Origin of the sequence: Hydrogenophaga laconesensis (assembly GCF_031457235.1) — a bacterium.
Taxonomy (GTDB): domain Bacteria; phylum Pseudomonadota; class Gammaproteobacteria; order Burkholderiales; family Burkholderiaceae_C; genus Hydrogenophaga; species Hydrogenophaga laconesensis.
On the sequence record NZ_JAVDWE010000020.1, the window covers coordinates 1 to 23,902 of the forward strand.

Consider the following 23,902-nt stretch of genomic DNA (forward strand, 5'->3'; position numbering starts at 1 on the left):
CAATCTGACATTACGTTCCCATCTACATGTACGTGGGCACGTAGGCTCTCACGTCAGTGCACGAGCAGGAAGGACGTGGTTAATTGCGCGCTTACCTTCAAGGGTGATCGCGTGGATCACCTACTGCCTATGGTCGCTGCGCCAGCGCATTGGCGTCCTGCACCTTTACCGCAGACGCTCGCGCCGGACGAGGTCAATCGGCTGCTGGCTGCCTTCCCGGTGGATTTACCGTCGCACATGCGCTGTTACGCCCTCGTGCGCTGCGTCGTCGACCTCGGGCTGCGCAGCAGCGAGGCGATCACGCTGGAACTCCACGACATCGACTGGGTAGCCGGCACCGTTCGCATCAGCAAAAGCAAATCGCGACGCGCCGATGTACTGCCTCTGCAGCACCTTATCAGCGCTGACATTGCTGAGTACGTGCGATCGGAACGACCCCAGACCACGAGCCACCGGGTCTTCGTTCGGCACTTTGCGCCCGTGATGAAACAGTGGCCGCCGAGGTCGTCAGGCATGCCGTGCGCCAGCCGTATCGTCGTGCCGGGTTGCCGTACACCGGGTGCATATCCCGGCACACGACTGGCCAGTCGGCTTCTCAACGCCGGCGGCACGCTCAACGAGGTCGCCGATGTGCTTCGCCATCGAGAGCTCCAAACCTCACTCATCTATGCCAAAGTCGACTTCGGTCGGCTGGGCGCAGTGGCCATACCTTGCGTTAAAGCTCGGGTTCATCAAGCACGTATCCCATGCCACGCACTGTTCTCAACAGCTTTGCGTCGAATTCGTCGTCGATTTTTGACCTTAACCGGCCGACTGCCACCACTATCACGTTGCTCTCGCAGTCGAAGTTGATGTCCCACATGAGCGAAGCAATCAAGGACCGAGGCAACACTTCACCACGACGTCTCATAAACAGCTCGAGAAGTCCGAACTCCTTAGTGGTTAGGTCCAGCAAACGACCAGACCTCGACGCCTTTCTACGCACTAGGTCCAACTGCAAGTCAGCTACTTGAAGTGTGGTGGACTCCTGGGACTGGGCACCTCTGCGGAGAACCGTCTTGATTCGTGCCAAGAGCTCCAAAAACGAAAATGGCTTCGCCAGGTAGTCATCCGCGCCCAACTCGAGACCTTTTACGCGGTCCTCGATGCTGTCTCTGGCAGTTAAGTACAGCACGGGCAGGTGAGGCTTTTTTCGCCTCAAAGAGCGAAGGACCGACCAGCCATCAATTCCTGGTAAGTTCACATCCAACAGAACGAGATCGTAGTCACCCTCAGTAGCTTCAATCAAACCGTCGATGCCATCACGCATCAATTCAGTGTAGTAGCCGGCCTCTCTCAAACCCTGCTTCAGGTACTCGCCCGATTGGACTTCATCTTCCACTATGAGTATCTTCATATTGCAGCTGTCTCCATCATGGGCGACAGTTTGGCAGTTGAGGAACGCCAATCTCGGAGATGACGAACATGTAATTCAGCTGACACTCCGCCAGGTGCTGACGACGATGCAATTGCCCTCACGGTCTGGAGCGCGAGAGGTTGTCGCAATAAGGCCAGCCGTACAGACGAGCCTCTGCTTTTGATGTTCGGGCTCCATCGATACGAACTCATAGCCTTGGCAAGTGCCAAGGCTATGAGTGACACGTTATGTCGGTTGGTGCGAAGAGGGAGGCAAAACGGGAGAAGCCGATTCGTCGTCAGCCTCTTCATCTTCTTCTCGTCGATAAACAAGCCGATATAGGACCGGCAACACCAGTAACGTCAGTGCTGTTGATGACAAGATGCCTCCAATCACCACAGTTGCCAGGGGGCGCTGCACCTCTGCACCGGTGCCGGTTGCGATCGCCATGGGAACGAAGCCAAGCGAAGCCACCAAGGCTGTCATCAGCACTGGACGAAGTCGCGTCAACGCGCCTTCGAAAATCGCGTCATCCAGTGTCGCACCACCCTCTCTGAGATTTCGGATAAATGAAATCATGACCAGCCCGTTCAGCACGGCCACGCCAGACAACGCAATAAACCCGACAGCAGCTGAGATAGATAGGGGAATATCCCTCAGCCAAAGCGCGAGGATCCCGCCCGTAAGAGCAAAGGGGATTCCGGTGAACACGATGAGGCCGTCTCGCACGTTGCCGAACATGGCGAACAGCAATACGAACACTAGGAGAAGCGCTACCGGGACCACGATCTGCAAGCGCTTTGTCGCGGATTGAAGATTCTCAAACTGTCCACCCCACGTGGTCCAGTATCCCGTCGGAATGACCACCTTCTCCTTCAGAGCGGCTCCGGCTTCCTCCACGAAGGAGCCCAAGTCGCGCCCACGCACATTGGTGCTTACGACGATTCTCCGCTTTCCATCTTCTCGGCTGACTTGGTTTGGTCCTGGTGCCAAATCAAGTGTCGCCAACTCTGAAAGAGGGATAAAGCTCACACGAGTGCTTCCGTCCGCCTGTGTGGCCGCTGGGAGCGTTACCGGGAGACGACGGATCGATTCCAGGTCCCCTCGCATCCTCTCGGGCAGGCGTACAACGATGTCGAATCGGCGATCTCCCTCAAAGAGGGTTCCAGCATTACGACCACCAATGGCAGTAGCAATGGTGTCTTGGATGTCTCCCACGTTGACGCCATAACGTGCCGCCTTGCTTCTGTCAATGTTGATGGAGAGCATGGGCAGGCCGGTGGTTTGCTCGACGTTCACCTCGCTCGCCCCATTGATAGAACCAAGAACCTCGGCGATTTCCTGGGCCGTTTTGTTCAGCACATCCATGTCGTCGCCAAACACTTTGACAGCCACGTCCGCGCGCACACCGGAGATCAACTCGTTGAAACGAAGTTGAATCGGCTGTGAGAACTCGTAGTTGTTGCCCGGGATTTTGCTCACCCTCTCTTGGACAGCTTCAACGAGCTCTTGACGCGTCCGCTTAGGACTTGGCCATTGGTCCTCAGGCTTCAACATCACATATGCGTCGGAGATGTTCGGCGGCATAAGATCTGACGCGATTTCGGCGGTACCTGTGCGGGCAAACACACGCTCAACTTCAGGAAACTCTGCCACCAAAGTGCGCTCAATTTGCTGCTGCATCTGGACAGACTGAGACAAACTGGTGCCTGGAATTCGCAGCGCCTGGATAGCGAAGTCACCCTCGTTAAGGCTGGGTATGAACTCACTGCCCAAGCGAGTTGCCAAAAGTCCCGACAACACAACGGCCACAGCAGCAGCGGTCAGCACAACGGCCCTCGCGCCCATGGCACGTTTGAGCAGTGGGTGGTAGGCGCGACGAGCCCAACCCATGAGACGATTTTCCTTTTCGCCAACGTTGTTGCCGATGAACATGGCGACAGCTGCAGGGATAAAGGTGATTGAGAGAATCATGGCACCCAGCAGCGCGATTACGACTGTCAGAGCCATCGGATGGAACATCTTCCCTTCCACACCGGTAAGGGCGAAGATGGGTAGATAGACGACCATGATGATGAGCTGGCCGTAGAGCAGTGGCCTGCGAGCCTCCTGAGATGCGGCAAACACTTCATGGAATCGCTCCGCCTTTGTCAGCGGACGTCCATAGCGCTCTTGCGCATGCGCCAGGCGACGAATGCAGTTTTCCACAATCACCACGGCGCCATCGACGATGATGCCGAAGTCAAGCGCCCCCAGACTCATCAGGTTGGCGCTCACCTTCTGATTCACCATCCCGGTGAAGGTGAAGAGCATCGAGAGCGGAATGACCAGCGCGGTCAGCAACGCCGCTCGGATGTTGCCCAAGAAAAGGAACAACACCGCGATGACGAGCACGGCACCTTCGAACAGGTTCTTCTTGACCGTGGAGATTGCCTTGTCCACTAGAACTGTTCGGTCATAAACAGTAATCGCGTGTACGCCCTCTGGAAGATTCTGATTGATCTCCTCCATCTTCTTCGCAACAGCTTGGGCGACAGTTCGGCTGTTCTCGCCCAATAGCATGAACACCGTGCCCAGCACGACCTCGCGACCGTTGTCCGTGGCTGCACCAGTTCTCAAGTCCTGGCCAATTTCGACCTCAGCAACGTCGCGGATTCGAACCGGAGTTCCGCTGTTGTTCGCCAAAACGACATTGCGGAGATCCTCAAGGCTGCCGACTTGGCCAGGCGCCCGGATCAGATACTGCTCGCCACGTCTCTCAATGTAGCCTGCGCCCACGTTGGCGTTGTTTCGCTCAAGAGCTTGAACGACATCAGGCAACGTCAACCCGTAGGCCAACAAGCGCTCAGGTATCGGAGCGACCTGGAACTGTCTCTCAAAGCCGCCGATAGAGTTAATCTCAGTCACACCCGGCACATTGCGGAGTTGCGGTTTGATGATCCAGTCCTGAATCACACGAAGGTCGGTCGGCGTATATGGTTTGCCTTCCGCATTCTTCGCTCCTTCTTCAGCCTCCACCGTCCAGAGGAAGATTTCACCCAAGCCGCTAGATATTGGCCCCACAGCTGGGTGGACGCCTTCTGGCAGAGAGCCGACTGCACCCTGCATCCTCTCGTTCACCAACTGGCGTGCGAAGTAGATGTCGGTGCCGTCCTTAAAGACCACGGTGACCTGCGATATGCCATAACGCGAGATGGACCGTGTTTGTTGAAGGCCAGGGAGCCCGGCCATGACGGTCTCAATCGGGAACGTGACGCGCTGCTCTGTCTCGAGAGGCGAGTAGCCAGGTGCAGCCGTGTTGATTTGCACTTGGACATTGGTGATGTCCGGCACGGCGTCAATGGACAACCGTTGGAAGTTGTACACGCCGAGCCCAACCATTCCGAGCACGGCCAACATAACCAGCCATCGTTGTTCGATGGCGAAGCGGATGATGCGTTCAAACATAGTGGGCGGCCCTTAGTGCGCGTGCGTCGCCGAGCTCTTGCCCTGCTCAGACTTGACGACAAAGCTGCCGTCTGCCGCATAGGACTCACCAGCCTTCAGGCCATCCAGAATCTCAACCCGCTGACCATCAGTGCGTCCGATTCGCACAGCTTTCGCGACAAAGCCGCCTTCAACCTTGGTGAAGACCGAAGTCTTGTCTTCCACGGTTTGAAGCGCGTTTGCATCGACAGTTATCGCCGATGCCTTGTCATTGTCATTTGTAAGCACTTCGACGGTGACGAAGAGCCCAGGCCGCCAAGCGCCTTGCGGGTTGCTCAGTTCAACACGAGCAGGTGCCGTTCGAGTTTGCGCACCAATCAGCGAACCAACAAAGGCAATCTTTCCATCCGCGACGACATCTGCGGCATCAGCTTTTACTCGTACACGCTCCCCGACGCGAACCTTGGCAAGGTCACTTGCACCCACGCTCATCTCAGCCCACACCGTTGAAAGGTCGGACAAGGTGAACACGTTTGCGTCCTCGCGCACGGCCTCACCGATGGCGATGTGCTTTTCCACGACCATCGCATCGAACGGCGCCCGCAGCTCAACTCGACCTAGAGCACCGGAACCTGCTGACGCCCCAAGTGTTCGCAACTTCTGCGTGGCATTTGCCACTGCAATCTCTGCCTCACGCAAGGCTTGTCGGGCTTGCAGAACATCCTGTTCGGGCGAAATCTTCTGCTGCCAAAGTGTGTTTTCGCGTTCGTATGTCGTCTGTGCAAGCTCACGACGCTTCGTTGCCGCTTGGAGCTCAGACCTAACCTCCGAAACAGCAGAACTCGAAATCACCGCCAAGACTTGGCCGCGCGACACCTTCTGCCCGAGATTTGCGCTCACACTCTCGACGACCCCCGCTGCTCGCGGAACGATGTGCGCGGTTCGGTCCTCGTTAAATCGAATCTCTCCAGGGAGCTGCAGCGTGGTACGAATCACAGCGGCACCACTTTCCTTAATCACGATACCGGCTGCCTTCACCTGCTCGTCCGTCAGAGCTACCTTTTCCTCATCCTCTTTGTGCGCTTCTTCGCTAGCGCCGGACGGTGACTTGCTCTGTTCAGCAGATGTGCCGGAACCAGTTTCCTGGGCTCCTGCTTTGCTAGCACCCCCTTCGACCTGTGAGCTTTCTTCTCCATGGCCATGGCCATCGCTTTCGCCGTGGCTCTCTCCTCCCCGCAGGATTAGGGCTCCTCCGACTGCGCCCAGCACCAGGATGATGGCGATGATGATGAGCTGCTTTTTCTCAGGTCTTGCATTCATAGGTGATTTGGTAGCCATGGCAGATTCAGTTGAGAGTGTTGTTTCCGAGGAGCCGAGCGACATCTGCTGCCGCTCGATGAGATTCGCCTAGCGAGCGCAGGTACTGGGACCGAGCCTGTAGCAAAGTCCGCTGTGCATCGAGTACGTCGAGGTATTCGAACTTTCCGAGCTCAAAACCTTGCGCGGCGGCGTCGAACGCGAGCTGTGCACTGGGAAGGATTTCCGCACTGACGGCGGCCACCTCTTGGGAGGCGATTTCCATCCGCTGCCTTGCAATCGCGAGATCTGCTCGCAACCGCAACTCAAGTGCCCTCGCGTCGTCTTCCGACTTGTCCCGCAGTCGCAGCGACTGGATGATGTTTCCGCGATTGGTGTCAAACACGGGCAGTGGAATCGAAACCCCAACGATGGCTGTCGAGCGACCGTCCTGCTGAGAACGCTGCATGCCGAGGCTTACGGCTATGTCTGGCTTCCTCTTTGCCTGTTCAAGGTCCGCAAGTGCTGATAGTCGGCTGGTCTCAAGTCGAGCTTGTCGCATCGTCGGTGAGTTCTCAACGCGAGCCTGCAGAACGTCGATTGGAGGGAGGGTCGGAAGAAGCAAAGCGTTGCCGTCCAACGCGTCGAAATGGACCCCACCAGCCAACAGCGCACGCAACTCTTGAAGCTGCGCGGCCAGCTCACCTTGCGCCTGGACAAGCTCGAGACGCACGTTAGCCTCTGCGACCTTCGAGCGCGTCTCCTCCAGGGGAGACACCTTCCCAGCCTGGACGCGCTTGGACGCAGCCTGGCTGCCAGAGCGAGCGATGTTCAGAGACTCTTGCGCCAACCTCACACGCTCCTGCGATAGAAGCGCAGATAGGAATGCTGCTGTGACGTCCGCCTTCAGTTGAGCTTCAGTCGCCTCGCTCTTTACGCGAATAGCTTCCAGTGCGCGCTCCGCCGCAGCAACTCTCGCTGAGCGCTTTCCTCCAAGCTCCAAAGGCTGGCTCAAAGTAACTGTTGTGCTGCGCATACCGGAGCGGAGGTCCTCCACCTCCAGGTCAAGCGACGGGTTTTGATAGACCCCAGCCTGCGTGAGCGCGCCTTGAGCAGCATCTATCTCGCGTCTGGCAGCGGATAACGTCGGGCTGTTGTCGATGGCGGCCTGCAGTGCTGCACCCAAAGTCAGCGGCTGAGACGCTTGCTTGGAGGACGCTACTGCTACTGATGAGGCACCACCGGGAGCGACCTGCTGTGCGTTCGCTGCAAATCCGACGAGCATCGCAAGCGCCATGGCAAGCGACATGGGTTTCCTGGTCATTTGGCTTCTCCCGTTGACCTGAATATCAATGAACGAATCGAGGCAGCACGACAGTGCTCTGCTTTTTGCACAAGCGAGTGACGCAAAGTCGTGGCGGCCATCAGATGGAATCTCGGTCCTAGTGCTCAACTGGCTCAAGGCTGCTCAGCAGTGAGGTACCGCCTTTTCGGAGCAGGACCTTTTCGACAACTCAGTCTTGAAAGAGACTGAGCACGCCGCTTGGCCAAGAAGGCCTGCTACCGGCGATAGAGCTGGTTTCTGGCCACGTAAACGCGGTAGTCCTTGGCAACGAAACCCGAAGGAGCAAACTGCTTCAAGTTCCAAGACCGACCATCCAGGCCGTTGAAGGTCCAAGCAAACGTCTTCCCGCCTGCACCCTGAAACAAGATGGTTTCGCCATATGTGACACTGACTGATTTCGTGGACATCACATCTACGACGCGTGCGTTTTTCGCTTCCACAGCAACCTGTCCATAGGGGGACTCGCCACTACGAAGCGTTTCTGCCGAAGCAGCAGATGTCAGAAGAGCAGATGCAAGGGTTATCGCCGTAAGCGCGACTTGGAGTGTTTTCATCGGGGCCTTAGAGTCAGTCTGAACAGGGGCCAAAGTTCTCTTTTTGGCACTGTCAGAACTGTAGAACTGCCATCTCCACAGTTCGAAAACCGATAAATGACAAATCAGTCATATTGGATGCACGTTGGCGACTGAATGGCTCGCAGGACTCTTCAGAAGCCGTTGTGGGATTGCTCCCCAAGAAGCAGTTCACAGGGGGGCATGTGAGCGGATATTCGCTCTTCCCCCTGACAACCCAGATGCAATCTATTGCTCTATGTGAACAGCAGCAACTTGCTCATGCGCTGATTTCGAGTGGCTTGAAAGCTGGTCGAAGACTAGATGTCGAATTCACGTGAGCTCACACAGCCGTACTCGCGATGGAGGGTTATGGTCACCCATGGTTCACCCAGTTATGCGCGTCGCTTCTGCACCCAGAACTGATACATCCCAACAAAGGTTTGGGGATTCTCTATCTCAAACTGGTGCCACATACTCAAGTCGTGAACAGAGTCATCATCAGGAAATCGTGCTTGGAATTTTCGAAGCACGTCAGGCTCAACATGCAAACCTACGAGGTCGAGCGACAGCTCATCCAGCAGCGCACGTATGGCAACTAAAGTTGTGCGGTGCTCTTGCGTATGGAACAACAAGTCGCGACATGCACTCAAGCCGTAGAAGTCGCCGAACGCAGTGAGGTGGCTAAGTGCCTTCGGACAATCGGCCCTCATGATTGCCGCGCGACATTCTCGAATGCCTTGTGCAGTAGCGGAATAACCATGATGAGCAATGAATTGCCGCGCGGCGACTACTGGAGCGCGCGCTATTTCGCTGTACAGGCCGAGCAACATGAGTCCGCCTGGTCGCAGCATTTGTAGTAGTGCCCGCCAGCCCGCCGCTGGGTCAGCTAAGTGATGCAGTACACCTACGGACTCGATGAGGTCAAAGCGTCGGTTGAGCGACCCGATTCGATAGCGAGACTCGCGTGCTTCAGTAGCTCTTCGACCTTGTCGCTTTCATCTGGGTGCACGAGCCACGAGTATTCGTTCACAAAGCACTGCTGCGCCAGGGCGGAACGCAAGCTCAGCAACACATCATCTTCCACATCGGACCTCAGAGCGCCATCCAGAAGCGTCTCGCGGACCGCTGTCAACAAACGTTCAAGCTCGGCATCGCAAATCGTCGCGCTCTCAAGCAACGCAAGAAGAAGTCTGTTTTCGCTCCAGTCCGCAAGCAATCTCTCTCGGCCAACGCCTTTCGATACTGCTTCCTGGAATCCAGCTTCGCTCTTTAGGAAGGCGATAGCGGCGGGCGCGAGCTCCTCAGGCCGGCGCCAGGCTTCAGCGATTGCGCGTGTCAGCAGAGGGCGCAAGTGGCTCATCACTGGCGAGGCAGGGAGGCGCTGCAAGCACTCGGCGAGGCCAATCTTCACTTCTGTCGCCTCGCGGATGTTCAGAGCCTCCTGATAACTGGACAAGGCCTGAAGCGGTTGACCCAAGCGATTAAGCACAACGCCCAGGTTGCAATGTGCTTCGACAAATCCAGGCGCACAGGCGATTGCTTGGTGATAGTGCGCGACAGCCTGCTCATACTGGGCTTGCCTCATACGAATAAGCCCGAGGTAGTAGTGCGCTTCAGAGAACTGCGGGCGTGCTAGTGCAGCTTTCCGGAGGAGTTCCAGAGCATCCCGGAGATTCCCGCTTTCGCAGGCTAGGACCCCCAGCAAGTACAGCGCATCCGGCTGCGCAGCATCTGAACGAAGAATTGTTCGACACAGACTCGCTGCCTCGGTTGCCTGGCCCGACTCGAAGAAGCTCCATGCCACGCTAAGCGCATCGACTGGGCTGGTCGCTTCACCCGCCGCCAACGGGGTAGAACTACGCGTCATGCAGCAATGCTTGTATTTTTTCCCGCTGCGGCACGGACAAGGCTCATTGCGCCCAACTTCGCTCACGAATCCCCTCTGTAAAGTAAGACCGGCTCCACGATTTCAGTCGTCCTCAGCCAATAGCGGGAAGACCTGTTCGCCCTTGAACCAACGCTCCTCGCAGGTGGGGTCTGTCAATGCAATGAGGAGCGCTTCACCGAGCTCGTGGATGGATAGAGGGCTCTTAGCCTTCGCGTACGCTTCTCTAGTGCCGCTGACGAGCGCCAAGGACTTAAGCGCCAACTCGCCGTCTTCCAACGCACTAACTCCAGGTCTCTTGCACCCCTCAACATCTAGGGATAGGTACTTCCTGCAAGTTGACGGCCTGTCTTCGTAGACGGAACAACGGTCTTCCTTCAGCAAGGGGCAGTTCATCCAGTGCTGCGCGCGACTGACACCTTCTGACCTTTGAACATGTAGACGGAGTCGCTCGGTTACGAGGTCTAGCTGGTCGCCAGGTAGCTCCCGCAGCCTGCGAGCCAGAACGAAAACCTCTGGGGGGAAGACTTCGATGCGGAAGTTGCAGCAATACGAGCACCCCGGTTTGCAGTCGAAGCGCACGTCGGGTCTTGCTTGGACCCTTGTCACTAGTTCGTCTATCTGTCTATGCAGGCTGTGAATCGCATGGATGGCAAAAGTCTTGTTCTTGTTTGCCGAAAGCATCTGGCGATAAGTCTTCTGCTGCTTCTCGGCGATGGCTCTGACTTCTGCTTGACGCTCCTGGGAAAGAAACTCCACGGATAGTTGTCCTGGGATTGAGGGCACGGCCTCTAACCGCGCCCGAGAACAAAGCCATCGGACCTGACATCACAGTGGACGTGGGCCGAGTGAACGTTTGCAGACCTTGCGGTCCGTCGGATCGCTTCGCGGTTGCCAGCGGCAGCCGTCATCTGCTGGACTTAATTTAGAGAGCGCACCGACACAAACCGACATCCGAGCGATGACAAATGCGTCACTTTTTGCTTATGTGTCGGGAGAGCTAGGTAGCTTTCAACCTGGCTCTGAACAGAGGAATCGGTCCGTGCCAGCAGTGGGCCCTGGGTTGAACTGAGAAGCAGCCAAACATGCAATGGGGAGTTGCACGAGGGAAGTTGCTTTCAAGTTGCTGAATCTCGCCTGAATAGCCAAATTCACTAGCGTTTCAACGACGCCCGTTCGGTTTTCTCTTGGTGAAACGCTATGCCATAGCAAGCTGTCTACGTCGAGTCCCGTGCCCTGGTTGCTTGCAATTGAGGGTGGGGGTCAAAAGCTCCGACTCGGCTTTTATCTGTTCATCACCACTTGAAAGCTCACTCATGAAAACAATCATCTCCCCCAAGACCCTGGCCGTGCTTACATTGGCGGCACTCCCCATGCTCGCCAGCGCCCAACTAAGCGCGAACGTCAGCCTCGTCACCAACTACAAGACTCGCGGCCAAGACCAGGATGTGCGAGAAGGACAGCTGCGACCTGCGCTGCAAGGCGGCTTTGACTACTCCCACTCAAGTGGTTTCTATGCTGGAAACTGGAACTCGACCGTCAACTTCCAGACGAGTGCTACAGGCCCGACTGCGAATCTGGAAAGCGATCTCTACGCTGGCTATATCTTTGCAACCGGCGAGCTCAGCTGGGACGCCGGCGTTCTGCGCTATCACTACACGGGTGCCAGCGCTGTAAACACAACTGAGCTCTACCTCGGCGTGGGCTGGGGTCCTCTGAGCGCCAAGTACTATCACACCGTGTCTGACGACTACTTCAATGCTGCGGGCTCCGCGCTCGGGTCGGGCTTGAAGGGCAAGGGCACTGGCTATTTGAACGTGGCCTACGCTCAGGAGATCCATCCCAACTGGACCTTGAAGGCGTCGCTGGGCTACACCTCGTATAGCAGCGACATTGCCCTCCCCAACTACGTCGACTACAGCGTTGGCGCTGTCTATGCCCTAGGCGATGGTTTCTCAGTGTCAGGCGCCATGGTCGGTGCAACCAAGAAGAACTCATTCCTCGGTAAGGCGGATGGCAAGTCTGTGAACGCGAACACGCTGGTCATGATGTTCACGAAGAAGATGTGATTTTCAGAAGTTGATTGCGCGTCAGTTGGCTGTGACCAAACTTTCGTGGAATCCCCATCGAAAAAAGGCCCAAGAGTCGTAAAGCTCTTGGGCCAATTCCACGGGGAGCACTTTATACGCCGCAGCACAGACACCACATCCGTGCTGCGACTCTTTTTGTCAGAACGAGTGACGCACGCCGATGGAGTATCCGGTCGCGCTGTCGCCAGCGGCTATGAGCGGAGACGCCAGGGAAGACGAGGAGACTGCGAAGCCGCGATTGGCGTTGGCGTCATTGCTCACTCGCGCGAGCAGGCCATAGACCACGGTGCGCTTGGACAGCTTGTGAATGTAGCCAAGACCCAGCTTCGAGGAATCGGCGTCGACTTGGTTGCGAGTATTGAATCGCGTGTAGCCGACACGGAATTCACCCGACTGGCCGACAGGGGCCGAGGCACCCAAGGTATACGCATTGACACCACGACCGGCGCCACGCTCGGTGGCAATCAACAACATCGGTTTCACAAAGCCAAGGTCGTACGAAGCACCCAGGTTCACCGCCTTGTAGGTCACTTCCTGAATAGCGGTGCCTGCCTTCAGCTGTGCAAAGCCCAAGGCGATATCGAGCGGGTTAGTTTGATATCCCACGCGTGCGGAGATGAAGTTGCCTCGGCTGTTGTTCGGCTCGCTGCTGGCTCTCTCGCCGAAGCCGTATTGCACCTGGCCGTGGAAGCCACCCATCTTGGGCGTCAGATACGAGACGATATTGCTCGCGCGCTTGGAGTGGCTACCCTCTTGCGTGCCAGCGGCGACCGTTGCGTTGCCGAGCATGTTGTTAGCGCCGTTTCCAGCCACTCCAATGTCGCCGAACGGGTCAAAGGTCTCGACGTTCAGATAGGACGCGAGCTTGTCCCGGCCAAGTCGAACCTCGCCAAACCCGCCAATCAAGCCAACAGTGGAGCGACGGTCAAAACGAAATGTTGTACCGCCGTTGTCAACGGCAACGCTGCCTTCAAGCCAGAAGCTGGCCTTGAGACCTCCGCCGAGGTCTTCCAGTCCACGAAAACCAAGACGGCTGCTAGATTGTTCACCACTGGAGAGCCCCGTGACGCTCGCGCTGTCGCTGGACAGTCGCGTCACAGATGCGTCGACAACACCGAAGAGAGTAGTGCTGCTTTGCGCAAACGCCCCTGCAGTGGTCGCGAGAATCGAGAGGGCGATGAGAGAGTGTTTCATGTCGTCTATTGCTGTGCAGTTGAGTTGGACCGTGTTCCGATGCGACCTACATCGCAAGGACTCGGTGGAACGACAACCCAAGTCGGGCTGACACAACTGATTAGACCGACGCAATGTGACAAAACGAGGACGAAAACACCCCTGGCGAGCTTTGCACCATGGATAAAAATTATCTAACGTGAATGTGACGCAAACATGACTTTTGCGATATGTTTTCGGTGCGCGTGTCAGCCGTTCAAGAATGAAGCGTTCACGAGCTTCTTCGCACACATTCTGCGAGCAAAGTTCGGCTCTTTTCTCTTCAACTCAGTCGTATAGAGCGACCATCACGTCATGCCTGAAAAGCTTCGCGTCGACCTCCCTGTTCTTCTGCCGAGCATTCCTGGCGAAGCAGATGCCTGCGTTGAGCGGCTGCAACAGCTGCTGCGCAATCGGCCTGGAGTTGACGATGTACATGTGCGGCCTGGCGCCGCAGAGAAGCCGCCGCAGCTATGCATTCACTATGACCCGGACCAGCTTTCGTTAGCGCGCATTCGTGAACTTGCGAAAGCAGCTGGCGCAGAAATCTCTAGCCGCTTCGGCCACCTGCAGTGGCAACTTGACGGGGTGAACCATCAAAGGAAGGCCGGGTCCGTGGCCGACCGTCTGCAGAAGATGGAGGGCGTTCTTGAAGCTAACGCCAATGCTTCAGGGCTCCTGCACATCGAGTTCGACCGCGAGAAGACTTCGGAAGAAGTAATACGTGCCGAACTCTCAAGCCTTGGAACGAATCCGCGCGAGGCGGAGGAAGACCATAGCGCGCATAGCCACGACCACGGTGACCACCAACATGCTTCTGGCGGCCACGAAGGGCACCAACATGGCGGCGTGTTCGGCGCGAACAGCGAAATGATTTTCGCGCTGATTTGCGGAGCGCTGCTCGGTGCAGGAGCAGTCACGGAGAAGTTACTCACGGGCGCACCATCCTGGGTTCCACTTGCTTGTTACGTCGCTGCGTACTTCTTTGGCGGCTTCTATACATTGCGAGAAGCCATCGATAACCTTCGACGCAAGCGATTCGAGATTGACACTCTGATGTTGGTCGCAGCTGCCGGCGCAGCTGCTCTCGGGTCATGGGCAGAGGGTGCGCTACTTCTGTTTTTGTTCAGCCTGGGCCACGCACTTGAAAGCTATGCCATGGGTCGAGCAAAGCGAGCCATTGAGGCACTGGCAGAACTGGCGCCAGACACGGCCACCGTCCGCCGTGATGGGCAGACATCTGAGATTGCGGTGGAAGAACTCGTGGTCGGCGACGTCGTTTTGGTGAGGCCAAATGAGCGCCTTCCTGCCGATGGATTTATTCTGGTTGGCACAACTAGCATCAACCAGGCGCCCGTCACTGGCGAGAGCATGCCGGTCGACAAGCGACCGGTCAATGATGCGGGCCTAGCTCGCTCGAGACCCGATGTCATCGAAGCGGCCTCCCGCGTTTTCTCGGGCACCATCAACGGGGCACATTCCATCGAAATTGAGGTGACGCGACGCTCCACTGATTCGACCCTGGCCCGAGTGGTCAAGATGGTCAGCGAAGCAGAGACGCGCAAGTCTCCGACGCAGCGATTCACCGACCAGTTCGAACGCATTTTTGTGCCCGCTGTTCTGTTGCTGGCGTTCCTGCTCTTGTTTGCCTGGGTAGTTGTGGACGAGCCGTTCCGCGATAGCTTCTATCGCGCCATGGCGGTTCTTGTCGCTGCCAGTCCATGTGCCCTGGCCATAGCGACGCCCAGCGCGGTTCTTTCAGGCATTGCTCGCGCAGCGCGAGGCGGCGTTCTGATAAAGGGGGGTGCTCCTCTTGAAGAGCTCGGCTCCCTCAACGCAATGGCATTTGACAAGACCGGCACACTAACGGAAGGCCGACCGCGAATCACCGATGTAGTGACAGCGGAAGGTGTCACCGAAACGGAGCTGCTTGCTGTAGCGGTTGCAGTCGAGTCCTTGAGCGACCATCCGCTTGCTGCTGCGATAGCGAAGGATGGTCGTGAGCGCTTGGGGCAGCAACCCATCCCACCCGCGAGCAATCTCGAGAACTTGATTGGACGCGGGGTGACTGCCACTGTGGATGGGGAGACAGTCTGGATTGGCAAGACAGAACTCTTTGGAAGCGATGGCATCGCCCCCTTGGGCACTTCGGCCGCGTCAGCCATTGAAAGTCTGCGTGAAGCAGGCCGCACATCCATGGTTGTGCGCAAGGGTGAGCGAGATCTCGGCGCCATCGGACTTCTTGATACCCCACGCGAAGGCGCACGTGATGCACTGAAGCAGCTTCGAGAGCTCGGCATCACCCGCATGATTATGATTTCCGGGGACCACAAGAAGGTGGCAGAAGCAGTTGCCAGTGAGGTAGGGCTCGATGAGGCCTGGGGTGACTTAATGCCTGAGGACAAGGTCAAAGCGATTCGCAAGCTTCGCGAGGAAACGAAGGTAGCAATGGTGGGCGATGGCGTCAACGACGCGCCCGCTATGGCCAACGCGACCGTGGGCATCGCCATGGGTGCTGCAGGCTCAGATGTGGCACTGGAGACAGCAGACGTGGCGCTAATGGCCGACGACTTGAGAAACCTTCCTTTCGCCGTAGGCTTAAGCCGTCACACGCGTTCGGTGATTCGTCAGAACGTATTCGTGAGCCTTGGCATCGTGGCGGTCTTGGTACCCGCGACCATCATGGGTCTTGGCATTGGAGCAGCCGTTGCCGTTCATGAGGGGTCGACGCTCTTGGTCGTCTTCAACGCGCTGCGCCTTCTGGCATACAAAGGCGGCGACAAGAAGTAAAACGGGCCACACACCATCCGTGTGTAGCCCGTGTACGTCCAGGCGCCTGTCGTGGCAATCCTCGTCCCGGCAGCGCGGAGTCGCCCATTGCGAGCGATGAAGGCTCAGCTGCGATACAGCGGATTCCGACTCACGAAGACTCGGAACTGCTTGTCGGAGAAACCAGCCGGAGCAATCTTGGCAAGGTCCCAGGAACGGCCACCAACACCATTGAACGTCCAGGTGAACTGGTTGCCTCCATTGCCGCGAAAGACGACTGTCTCACCATAGGAGACGTTCGCGTAGCTGGACGCACTCAGGTCGATGACACGTGCCGATGCCGTGGCAGGAGCGGGTTGGCCAATCAGCGCCTGCTCTTTGCTGGAAACGCCTGCAGCAGAGGCGCTGGCAAGGGTGGCTGCAATGGAGACGGCGAAGGCGGCTTGCCGGAAGGTGTAGATTTTGGACATGTAGGACCTCATAAGTGATTTGGAAAGCCTCTCGTGTGAGGCAACAGCTGCCGTTTCGGCGCTGAGAAACACTGTATGAGTTGGTCCTCAACAACATGAATTCATCAGAATGACAAATCCGTCATATTCGTAAGCCATGCTGAACATGAGTGCGAGGTCGAATGGCTGCGCGGCATCGCGCTCGTGTGATTGTCCACACTGATATGGCAATCGGTTGTCGACTTACTCAGCGAACCGCTTCAGACGGATGCCCACACTGGTGACGCCATTGCTCGATGCAGCCGTGGTCGTGCCGCCATGCATACGCGCAATGGCCGCAACAATTGAGAGGCCGAGGCCGTGATTTTTGCTGGCTCCGCTGCGTGATGCATCGGCTCGAAAGAACCGGTCAAACATCCTGGAGAGGGTCTGCGTGTCAACCGGGGCTCCGCGATTTTCGACGAGAACCGTCACCTGCTCGAGAGCATCGGGTTCAATCCTCACCACTATGCTCGTGCCCTTTGTGGCGTAGCGAGTGGCATTACTAATCAGGTTGGAGAACGCACGCTGCAACAGCTGCAGGTCGAAATCGCCATCGACGTCCCCATCCACCTCAAGGGTTAGTCCAGCATCATCGAGGGTAGCTTCGTGGTACTCGGCAACGCGCCACACGACTGCTGCGAGGCTGGGGGTTGATGTGCGACGCGCAGCCGCCCCCCTATCTGCTTGCGAGAGAAACAGCATGTCGTGCACTATTCCAGCGATGCGCTGCAGATCCTCCAGATTCGAACCGAGCAACTCACGCATCTCGTCCAGACTCTTGGATGAGTTCATCGCCAGTTCAGCACCGCTCATCAACGTCGTCAGCGGTGTCAACAACTCGTGGGCGACGTCAGCGTTGAAGCCCTCCATTTGTTCGTAAGACTGGTCGAGACGGGCCAACAAATCGTTGAATTGCGCAATCAACGGAGCGAGCTCGTCGGGCTGTCGTGAACCATCCAGTCGGATGTGCAGCGTCCCTGCTGTAAGCACTTTCACCTGTGCCGAGAGCTCGCGCAAAGGCCGCAATCCAAGCCACACCAGGAGAAATCCGCCGGAGGAAATCAACAGTACTCCTCCCACTGCCGCCCCAAAGAGAATCCAGGCGATGCGTCGCAACACCAGCGAATCGCCACCTACATCCAGCGACAACTCCGTGCGAAGCATTTGCTGACCAGGCCTCGGGGAGTCGAGGTTGAACTGAATCGTTCGTCGGGCATGCCCCGACGGTGGCAGCAGTTTCTGGTGAAAAATTGCTCCATCTGTCTGTGCTACAGAAAGCCCAAGTTGGGGATGGCCAACCATGAAGTCGTCGAGCTCATGCTTGAGCTTGACTTCATTGCCGTTGCGCGCGGCCTCGGAGGCAAGATATGTCAGCAGCGCCCGCTTCTGGTCCAACTCCTCAAGCTGCCGCGCCTTAAACGCGTAGTGTGTGGCTCCGTACACCGTTGCACACACGATTAGCAGCCCACCCAAGCTTTGCCACGCAAGCCAGGCCGACAGCCGTCGTCCTAGCGAATTTGCGCTATTCCGATTCATTCTTGTCGGGGTTCCAGGATGTAGCCAACGCCGCGAACCGTGTGAATCAACGGGCTGTCAAACGGCACATCCACTTTGGTGCGCAAGCGTCGGACTGCAGCGTCCACCACATTTGTGTTGCTGTCGAAGTTCATGTCCCACACTTGCGAGGCAATTTCGGTTCTCGAAAGTACTTGGCCCTGTCGTCGCAGGAGCAAGGAAAGAAGGCTGAACTCTTGAGATGTCAGGAGAATCCTTTGCCCTCGGCGAGACACCTTGCGACCGACCAGGTCAACCTCTAGGTCAGCCACACTAAGCACCGTGGGCTGCTCAGCTCCCGCTCCAGTCTGTTCTCGTCTCAGCAATGCCTGAACCCGGGCAACGAGTTCAGAAAACGCAAACGGCTTGACCATGTAGTCATCTGCACCTGTGTTCAGGCCGCGCACTCTGTCTTCGACCTTTATTCTCGCAGTCAGCATCAAGACCCTTGTGCGCTTGGTCTGACGCAACGCGGCCAACAAGCCAAGCCCGTCAATGCCAGGAAGCATGCCGTCTAGCACGATGAGGTCGTAGTCGGACTCCATTGCGAGATGCAAGCCATCGATGCCATTGTGCGCAAGGTCCACGACGAAACCAGCTTCCTGGAGGCCTTTCCGAAGGTACTCCGCCAGTTTCACTTCATCCTCAATCACCAACAGCTTCATGTGCCTCGAGTCCAAAAAAAAGTGGTCGTGGGTGGCGTGCTCCGCGATTGCATGGTGAGCGCCTGATGGTGCGCTCTTGAAAACCGCTCTTCAACAGGTACCTCCACTTGAAGCAGCCAGGAGCGAGCTCTGTCGGAGAGAAGGTCGATTCGCGCATCGATGCCATGTCTTCGCGCCAGACGCGAGAAGCAAAATCACTTGACTCTTGCGAGTCGACGCCTTCAGATGGGACAAGAGGAAGTGTACCGAAGCGGGCGTCACGTGACACCTGTGCTGGCAAACGCCCAATCAACTTCACGCCACCGTTCAAGAAGGCTATGCTATTTATTTATGGAATCCCTCACGCCGTTTGTGGCTGTGTGGCTAAAAGACAAAGGGCCTCGCATCCCTTGAAGGAACGCGAGGCCTCATTCTTCGAAAGCTAATGCTCGGGCAGCGAGGCTGCCGAGAGCACGAGCAGCTTAGAAGTTGTGGCGAATGCCCACAGCAACGGAGCTGAAATCGGCACCAGCGGTGCCGGTCATGTAGGTCGCGTTGGTGCTGTTGTTCACGCGGGTGTAGTAACCGTAGACCTTCGTGCGCTTGCTCAGGTTGTAGTTGTAGCCCAGCGTGTATTGCGTAGCGTCGCTGTCGACGATGTTCTCGTATTCGCCTGCACGGCCCACGTTCACGTGAAACTCCGAGGCGCCAACGCTGTAGGCTGCAGCCAAGCGGAGATTGTTGCGTGTTCCAGCTCCCGTAGCCAGCAGTTGGTTTGCGTCCTTGTTCCGCTGATAGTAGCCACCAACGGTAAATTGACCGAAGGAATACAGAGCACGCAAGGAGAACTGCTTGTTGCTATCAATGGCGCTGTAGCCTGCGCCAAGGTCCAGTGCGCCCATGGCGTAGTTGGCAGCAAAGTCATAGCCATTCTTGCCGCCGGTACCGGGTGCTTGCTCATGCAGCACAACAGAACCTTCCGCAGTGAAGCCACCGATGTTGGGGGTGCGGTAGGCAATCTTGTTGCCGGTGCCTGGGCCGCCGAACCAGACCGGGTCGTAGTACAGAGCGTCAGACGAGGACCCAGTGTCGTGGTTGTGCATGCTGACATAGTCGGCAGACGCGAAGTACGAGGCGGGGAAGAAGTTGCCCAAGCGAACGGTACCAAATCCGCCCGACAGGTTCACTTCGCTGTGGCGGCCGAAAAGCGCACCACTGCCAACGCCGGTGTCAGACTGAAAACCGCTTTCCAGCTGGAAGCCAGCGGTCAGACCACCGCCGAGATCCTCAACACCCTTGAAGCCGAAGCGGGAGTTGTTGTTGGCCACAACCGTGGTCTTCACGCCACCCACATCTTGGCGTTCCACCGTGGTATTCACACGGCCGTACAGCGTCACGCTGCTTTGGGCAAAGGCGGCAGTGGACCCGAGGAGGGCGAGCACGGCCAGTGCCAAACGATTCGTCTTGTTCATGAGATTTCCTTTACGCTGATAGCTCTGTTCAGAGACTAGTTTGAGGGGACGAATCGCACCTCGCATGTTGGCCAAAATGTCTTTGAAGACAAACAACCAGAAATGATGGCTGTCTGACCAAGCACATGACGACGGTGCGTACCCGTGACTATGCTCACGTCTACGCATGAACGCTCCCCCTGCGGCTGGTTTCGGAAATTTCGCTAGTGATTTGCCTGAAAACATGCAAAATCCGTTGCTCTCGTCGCACGCGCCAACCCAGCCCATCCTTCGGGCGTTGTGTTTTTCCGTCACTACGTACGGGAAGTCAAATTCGTGAAAATAACAATTTGGTGACGACATCGTCATCAGAGCGAAAGCTCGTGGAAACCAGCATCTCGATAGATTCCTCGACAGGTTTCTATCGAAGTTCTGGAAAACATGCGGCGTCAAGACGTTCAACTGCTGGCCCTTGCGAGACAAGGCGACTTGGATGCGTTATGCGAGGTTGGGCAACGCTACTTGCAGGGTGCGCAGGGCTTTCCACAGTACACCGACCTAGGCCTCAAATACCTGTCCCACCCAGCGCTTTCCACTTCAGAGCGCTCCGCCAGAATCATTGCGGAAAGCCTTTCGTTGAGCGACCTCGTCCGACGCGACCTCGTCCCAATGCTGGTTGCCGCAGCAAGTGCAGGTTCGTCAGCTGCTTGCCTCAAGCTCGGGGTATGGCGTGGTTTGATGCAACTGAACGAAGAGCTTGCTCTTGAGCTGTGGGAGCGAGCTCAAGCCTTGGGGAGTGCGACAGCCTCAGACGCTCTAAGTGCTTACAAGAGCTCCGAGGAAAGCCGTCTCTTGTCGGCCTTGAAAACTCTTGTCGAGGAGCCCGACGTCGCGGCCGAAGGCACTGTTGAACACGCGCTCTCCGAGGCCACACAATCTGCAAACTCTGCACTCGTCATTCGACTGCTCAAGTTCGCAATTGCGCTGCCTTTGGAGCGAGGCTCAGAGCTGTGCGATGCCGTTTGCGGCGCCCTTGTCTTCCTGCAAAGCGTTCAGGTGTCTCTTCCCGAACTTGACAGTACGACGCTACATGCCATTCTGGAGGACTGTGTCGCCCGAAGGAACGCCGAGGCAGCGTTGCTTTTGGGTCGCGCATTTTGCGGCATAGACACCGCATTTGCGCGCTCCGAGAGTCTTGTGCCAAGGCGAAATCTTCGAGGGGGTACCGCGCTATTACTTCGTGCGGCGGACGCAGGTCTGAGTGAGGCCTGGCTGCTCCTTTACCGAGTTCACTCCGACGGCCACGGCTCCGTGGCAAATCCTCAGGCAGCGCTCTTCTTTCTCGAGAAAGCTGCAGCCAGTGGCAACGCCAATGCGCAACGGCAGCTCGGCGCCATGATTCTCAAATCAGCTGCAGGAATCGCAGAGCAGGAACTTGGGCTTCACTGGATGTCTCAAGCTGCAGCCCAAGATGACGCCATTGCGAAAAGCCTGCTGCAGTCGTTCGTTCTTCCCGTGCAAGGAACCGACGACGACGCACTACATGTCATTGAGGAACTGGAAAAAATCGACCCGTGGGTCGCACATCGTTTGCGCGTCTCGAGGCATTTTGGATTGACCAAAGCAGAAGCGACGTGCGTAGACGTTGTGTCCGGCGTAAGGTCTTGGGGCCTGGTTGTATCAAGCGGAGCTGCAGACCGCAACCAGAGAAACAGGTTTGGCCGGGCCATACCGGCGCTAAAGGGTCAATTTGTCGACTGCTTACGAGAGTCTGCCGAGTTCTTCCGACTTGCAGGTGAGGGCCCCATGCTGTCCAACGCCGAGCAGCGACAGCGGTCGCAGAAGCTTCGATACCGACTTGACCGCAGCGGGGTGGATGAATCCATGTTTTTCGCACAAGTCCCTACATCGACTCTCACTTCACTGCGACAGGGATCAAGCTGGGCGCAAGGGGTACGACACACCTTGCGAACCGCTGTTGCCGACTGAACGCGCTGTCCTGACAAAAAAGTAATGCTCAGGCAGCGCTTTCGTCACGGCCATCTAGTTAGCTTAGACGGGTACGCAGGTACTCCGAAGCAATCGTGCTGTTCGGACAATCAAAGAAGGAACACGTATGAAAACGAAACTTGCCCTCGCGGCTCTTGCTCTTGCCTCTACCTCCGTCTTCGCCGGACACGCCGCCGTCGAAGCTGCCAAGGAAATCATCCCACTCAAGGACGGAGGCAATCTCTATATCTTTCCTGACGGAAAGATGGGCAAGGAGAGCCGGGTAGGTACCTCCGTGTATTTGAAGAAGGGCGAAGTTCTGGAGGCCGCAAATGGTCGCTCAATCCCTGTCACGAGCAACGAAGTGGCCCGCATGGACTATCTTCTGAGCAAAGACCACAGCAACAACTGAATCGAGTTCACCTAGTGCGACGGGGACACCACCTTCTCAAACTCGAGGACAAAGGTGTTGGCCCCTGCTAGGGAGCTCAGCTTGACTTGACCGTGGTGCGCTCTCATGATGGCTTTGGTGATGGCAAGGCCTAGGCCAAGACCTCCCGCATCTTTTACGCTCGGCGAAGAGAGTCGTACAAAGCGGTCAAACAGCGATGCTTGAGAGGCAACGGGAATCTCCTCTCCTCTGTTGGTAATCGCCAGACTGACCTTGCCTTCAGCTGTGTTGATGCTGATTTCGATGGTGGATGCGGGTTGCGCATACTTCACAGCATTTGACAGAAGATTGCTGATTGCTCGACGAATCATCAGACGGTCACCATGGACCCGAGCGGAGCCCCTGACTGCAAAGTTCAGCGCCTTTTCGCTTGCCGTAACGTCATAGAAATCAACCAACGATTGAGACTCTACATCGAGTTTGACGAGTTGAACCGATGGCAGAGCGTGCATGTTCTCCGTTCGCGCCAGGAAGAGCATGTCAGAGATGGTTCGCGCTTGGTCTTGCAGTTCTTCCGATATCGTCTCAATAGTGCTCCGATACTCGTCACTGGTTCGTGATTGAGCCAATGTGACTTGGGCGACGGTCAGAAGGTTGCTGACTGGCGTTCGCATCTCATGCGCCAGATTTGCCGAGAACGCGCTCAAGCGGTCAAAGTCGCTTTGGAGGCGATCCAACAAGCCATTCAGTGAGTTAGCAAGTTCGCGCATCTCCTTTGGCCAGCTCTGTGCCGAGATGCGCTCCGATAGCTTATTGGCGTTTATTTGCTCGGCTCTTGCTCTCATCGTAGTAAGCGGCTGTAGGCCGCCTCGGCTTGCTAGCCAGCCGAGCATGGTGCCCACCATTACCGCGAAGCACACATACCCCAGAGTCTTCATGGACAACACGTCAAGAAAGTCCGTGTGCTGGCGCGTGTCCACTGCGGCAATCACCGAGAGCTTTTTCGAGACGTCCCCACCAAGACTGACCTCAAAGCGTTTGGCATGAAAGCTGTGAGCTGTTCTCCGCCAGTCTTTGGCCTCCCCGGCACCCGCGAACTCTTCTGCCAGGCCCACCGGCAATTGCAAATCTCGATGTTCAAATAGGTCGCCAGTGTCGCTGAGGACCTTGATGTACAGCCCTGCATGACCTGGCATGCTTGTCGCAAGCCACCCCCTCAGCTCCTCCTCCGACCGGCTATTTCGCGCGGCTTCAGCTACGAGCTGGACCTTACCCTGCAGTAGAAGCTCGTCCAGTTCATGGAACCGGCTGCTTGTTTCCCGAAAGACCAGCCACGAGAATCCTGCCAGGACTACCGCCAGCACGCAGGCAAACAGAATCGTCAATCGAGCGGTCAACGACATAGTTCT

General features: G+C 56.9%; 18 protein-coding genes and 1 pseudogene. 5 read left to right on the plus strand and 14 right to left on the minus strand.

The features are described from left to right. Positions 1-129: 129 nt before the first annotated feature. Positions 130-459 (plus strand): annotated as a pseudogene (locus J2X09_RS24565) (tyrosine-type recombinase/integrase); the annotation flags it as partial. Between the two features lie 256 nt (positions 460-715). Here the strand turns inward: J2X09_RS24565 and J2X09_RS24570 are convergent. The 8 genes from J2X09_RS24570 to J2X09_RS24605 form a co-directional block, all read right to left on the minus strand. Further along, positions 716-1,396, minus strand: coding sequence for a heavy metal response regulator transcription factor (locus tag J2X09_RS24570; protein WP_204735790.1), 681 nt, complete (start codon positions 1,394-1,396; stop codon positions 716-718). Between the two features lie 246 nt (positions 1,397-1,642). Continuing rightward, positions 1,643-4,843, minus strand: a complete 3,201-nt coding sequence (locus J2X09_RS24575) for an efflux RND transporter permease subunit (protein WP_204735789.1) — start codon at positions 4,841-4,843, stop codon at positions 1,643-1,645. Positions 4,844-4,855: 12 nt separating this feature from the next. Continuing rightward, the gene (locus J2X09_RS24580) at positions 4,856-6,160 is read right to left on the minus strand and encodes an efflux RND transporter periplasmic adaptor subunit (RefSeq protein ID WP_204735788.1); all 1,305 of its coding nucleotides are present in this window, start codon (positions 6,158-6,160) and stop codon (positions 4,856-4,858) included. A 7-nt stretch (positions 6,161-6,167) separates the two neighbouring features. After that, on the minus strand, positions 6,168-7,442 hold the full coding sequence (locus J2X09_RS24585; protein ID WP_310309633.1) for a TolC family protein: 1,275 nt from the start codon (positions 7,440-7,442) through the stop codon (positions 6,168-6,170). A 236-nt stretch (positions 7,443-7,678) separates the two neighbouring features. Continuing rightward, positions 7,679-8,017 carry a CzcE family metal-binding protein gene (locus tag J2X09_RS24590; protein ID WP_204735786.1) on the minus strand — a complete coding sequence of 113 codons (339 nt, stop codon included), beginning with the start codon at positions 8,015-8,017 and terminating at the stop codon, positions 7,679-7,681. A 392-nt stretch (positions 8,018-8,409) separates the two neighbouring features. Further along, positions 8,410-8,847, minus strand: a complete 438-nt coding sequence (locus tag J2X09_RS24595; protein ID WP_204735785.1) for a hypothetical protein — start codon at positions 8,845-8,847, stop codon at positions 8,410-8,412. 74 nt (positions 8,848-8,921) lie between these two features. Next, positions 8,922-9,950 carry a tetratricopeptide repeat protein gene (locus tag J2X09_RS24600; RefSeq protein ID WP_204735784.1) on the minus strand — a complete coding sequence of 343 codons (1,029 nt, stop codon included), beginning with the start codon at positions 9,948-9,950 and terminating at the stop codon, positions 8,922-8,924. A 36-nt stretch (positions 9,951-9,986) separates the two neighbouring features. Beyond that, complete coding sequence (locus J2X09_RS24605; protein ID WP_204735783.1) at positions 9,987-10,661, minus strand: YkgJ family cysteine cluster protein; 675 nt, start codon at positions 10,659-10,661, stop codon at positions 9,987-9,989. A gap of 557 nt (positions 10,662-11,218) precedes the next feature. Between J2X09_RS24605 and J2X09_RS24610 the strand changes: the two genes are divergently transcribed. Next, on the plus strand, positions 11,219-11,971 hold the full coding sequence (locus J2X09_RS24610) for a TorF family putative porin (protein ID WP_204735782.1): 753 nt from the start codon (positions 11,219-11,221) through the stop codon (positions 11,969-11,971). Between the two features lie 159 nt (positions 11,972-12,130). Here J2X09_RS24610 and J2X09_RS24615 read toward each other — a convergent pair whose 3' ends face one another. Continuing rightward, a complete protein-coding gene (locus J2X09_RS24615; protein ID WP_204735781.1) occupies positions 12,131-13,186 on the minus strand; it encodes a porin in 1,056 nt (351 codons plus the stop codon). Between the two features lie 333 nt (positions 13,187-13,519). On the opposite strand from J2X09_RS24615, the gene J2X09_RS24620 reads away from it, so the two are divergent. After that, a complete protein-coding gene (locus J2X09_RS24620) occupies positions 13,520-15,994 on the plus strand; it encodes a heavy metal translocating P-type ATPase (RefSeq protein WP_204735780.1) in 2,475 nt (824 codons plus the stop codon). Positions 15,995-16,098: 104 nt separating this feature from the next. Here J2X09_RS24620 and J2X09_RS24625 read toward each other — a convergent pair whose 3' ends face one another. From J2X09_RS24625 to J2X09_RS24640, 4 genes are all read right to left on the minus strand, one after another. Beyond that, positions 16,099-16,443, minus strand: a complete 345-nt coding sequence (locus J2X09_RS24625) for a CzcE family metal-binding protein (protein ID WP_204735779.1) — start codon at positions 16,441-16,443, stop codon at positions 16,099-16,101. A 222-nt stretch (positions 16,444-16,665) separates the two neighbouring features. Next, on the minus strand, positions 16,666-18,000 hold the full coding sequence (locus J2X09_RS24630; RefSeq protein WP_204735778.1) for a heavy metal sensor histidine kinase: 1,335 nt from the start codon (positions 17,998-18,000) through the stop codon (positions 16,666-16,668). Next, entirely contained in the window at positions 17,997-18,683 is a 687-nt protein-coding gene (locus tag J2X09_RS24635) for a heavy metal response regulator transcription factor (protein ID WP_204735777.1), read from the minus strand. Before J2X09_RS24635 ends, J2X09_RS24630 begins: the two co-directional genes overlap by 4 nt. 461 nt (positions 18,684-19,144) lie before the next feature. Beyond that, on the minus strand, positions 19,145-20,134 hold the full coding sequence (locus J2X09_RS24640; RefSeq protein ID WP_204735776.1) for a porin: 990 nt from the start codon (positions 20,132-20,134) through the stop codon (positions 19,145-19,147). A gap of 420 nt (positions 20,135-20,554) precedes the next feature. Here J2X09_RS24640 and J2X09_RS24645 point away from each other — a divergent pair, with 420 nt between their 5' ends. Together J2X09_RS24645 and J2X09_RS24650 are read left to right on the plus strand one after the other, a co-directional pair. Then, positions 20,555-22,102, plus strand: coding sequence for an SEL1-like repeat protein (locus tag J2X09_RS24645; protein WP_204735775.1), 1,548 nt, complete (start codon positions 20,555-20,557; stop codon positions 22,100-22,102). A 127-nt stretch (positions 22,103-22,229) separates the two neighbouring features. After that, the gene (locus tag J2X09_RS24650; protein ID WP_204735774.1) at positions 22,230-22,514 is read left to right on the plus strand and encodes a CopK family periplasmic copper-binding protein; all 285 of its coding nucleotides are present in this window, start codon (positions 22,230-22,232) and stop codon (positions 22,512-22,514) included. A gap of 11 nt (positions 22,515-22,525) precedes the next feature. Here J2X09_RS24650 and J2X09_RS24655 read toward each other — a convergent pair whose 3' ends face one another. Continuing rightward, on the minus strand, positions 22,526-23,890 hold the full coding sequence (locus J2X09_RS24655; RefSeq protein ID WP_310309639.1) for a heavy metal sensor histidine kinase: 1,365 nt from the start codon (positions 23,888-23,890) through the stop codon (positions 22,526-22,528). Positions 23,891-23,902: the final 12 nt, after the last annotated feature.

Bases quoted from the DNA above. Each gene is read 5' to 3' on its own strand.
- J2X09_RS24585 (WP_310309633.1), bottom strand. From the start codon at position 7,442: ATGACCAGGAAACCCATGTCGCTTGCCATGGCGCTTGCGATGCTCGTC.
- J2X09_RS24580 (WP_204735788.1), bottom strand. From the start codon at position 6,160: ATGGCTACCAAATCACCTATGAATGCAAGACCTGAGAAAAAGCAGCTC.
- J2X09_RS24640 (WP_204735776.1), bottom strand. From the start codon at position 20,134: ATGAACAAGACGAATCGTTTGGCACTGGCCGTGCTCGCCCTCCTCGGG.
- J2X09_RS24625 (WP_204735779.1), bottom strand. From the start codon at position 16,443: ATGTCCAAAATCTACACCTTCCGGCAAGCCGCCTTCGCCGTCTCCATT.
- J2X09_RS24635 (WP_204735777.1), bottom strand. From the start codon at position 18,683: ATGAAGCTGTTGGTGATTGAGGATGAAGTGAAACTGGCGGAGTACCTT.
- J2X09_RS24575 (WP_204735789.1), bottom strand. From the start codon at position 4,843: ATGTTTGAACGCATCATCCGCTTCGCCATCGAACAACGATGGCTGGTT.
- J2X09_RS24590 (WP_204735786.1), bottom strand. From the start codon at position 8,017: ATGAAAACACTCCAAGTCGCGCTTACGGCGATAACCCTTGCATCTGCT.
- J2X09_RS24630 (WP_204735778.1), bottom strand. From the start codon at position 18,000: ATGAATCGGAATAGCGCAAATTCGCTAGGACGACGGCTGTCGGCCTGG.
- J2X09_RS24570 (WP_204735790.1), bottom strand. From the start codon at position 1,396: ATGAAGATACTCATAGTGGAAGATGAAGTCCAATCGGGCGAGTACCTG.
- J2X09_RS24595 (WP_204735785.1), bottom strand. From the start codon at position 8,847: ATGTTGCTCGGCCTGTACAGCGAAATAGCGCGCGCTCCAGTAGTCGCC.
- J2X09_RS24615 (WP_204735781.1), bottom strand. From the start codon at position 13,186: ATGAAACACTCTCTCATCGCCCTCTCGATTCTCGCGACCACTGCAGGG.
- J2X09_RS24620 (WP_204735780.1), top strand. From the start codon at position 13,520: ATGCCTGAAAAGCTTCGCGTCGACCTCCCTGTTCTTCTGCCGAGCATT.
- J2X09_RS24610 (WP_204735782.1), top strand. From the start codon at position 11,219: ATGAAAACAATCATCTCCCCCAAGACCCTGGCCGTGCTTACATTGGCG.
- J2X09_RS24645 (WP_204735775.1), top strand. From the start codon at position 20,555: ATGCGGCGTCAAGACGTTCAACTGCTGGCCCTTGCGAGACAAGGCGAC.
- J2X09_RS24650 (WP_204735774.1), top strand. From the start codon at position 22,230: ATGAAAACGAAACTTGCCCTCGCGGCTCTTGCTCTTGCCTCTACCTCC.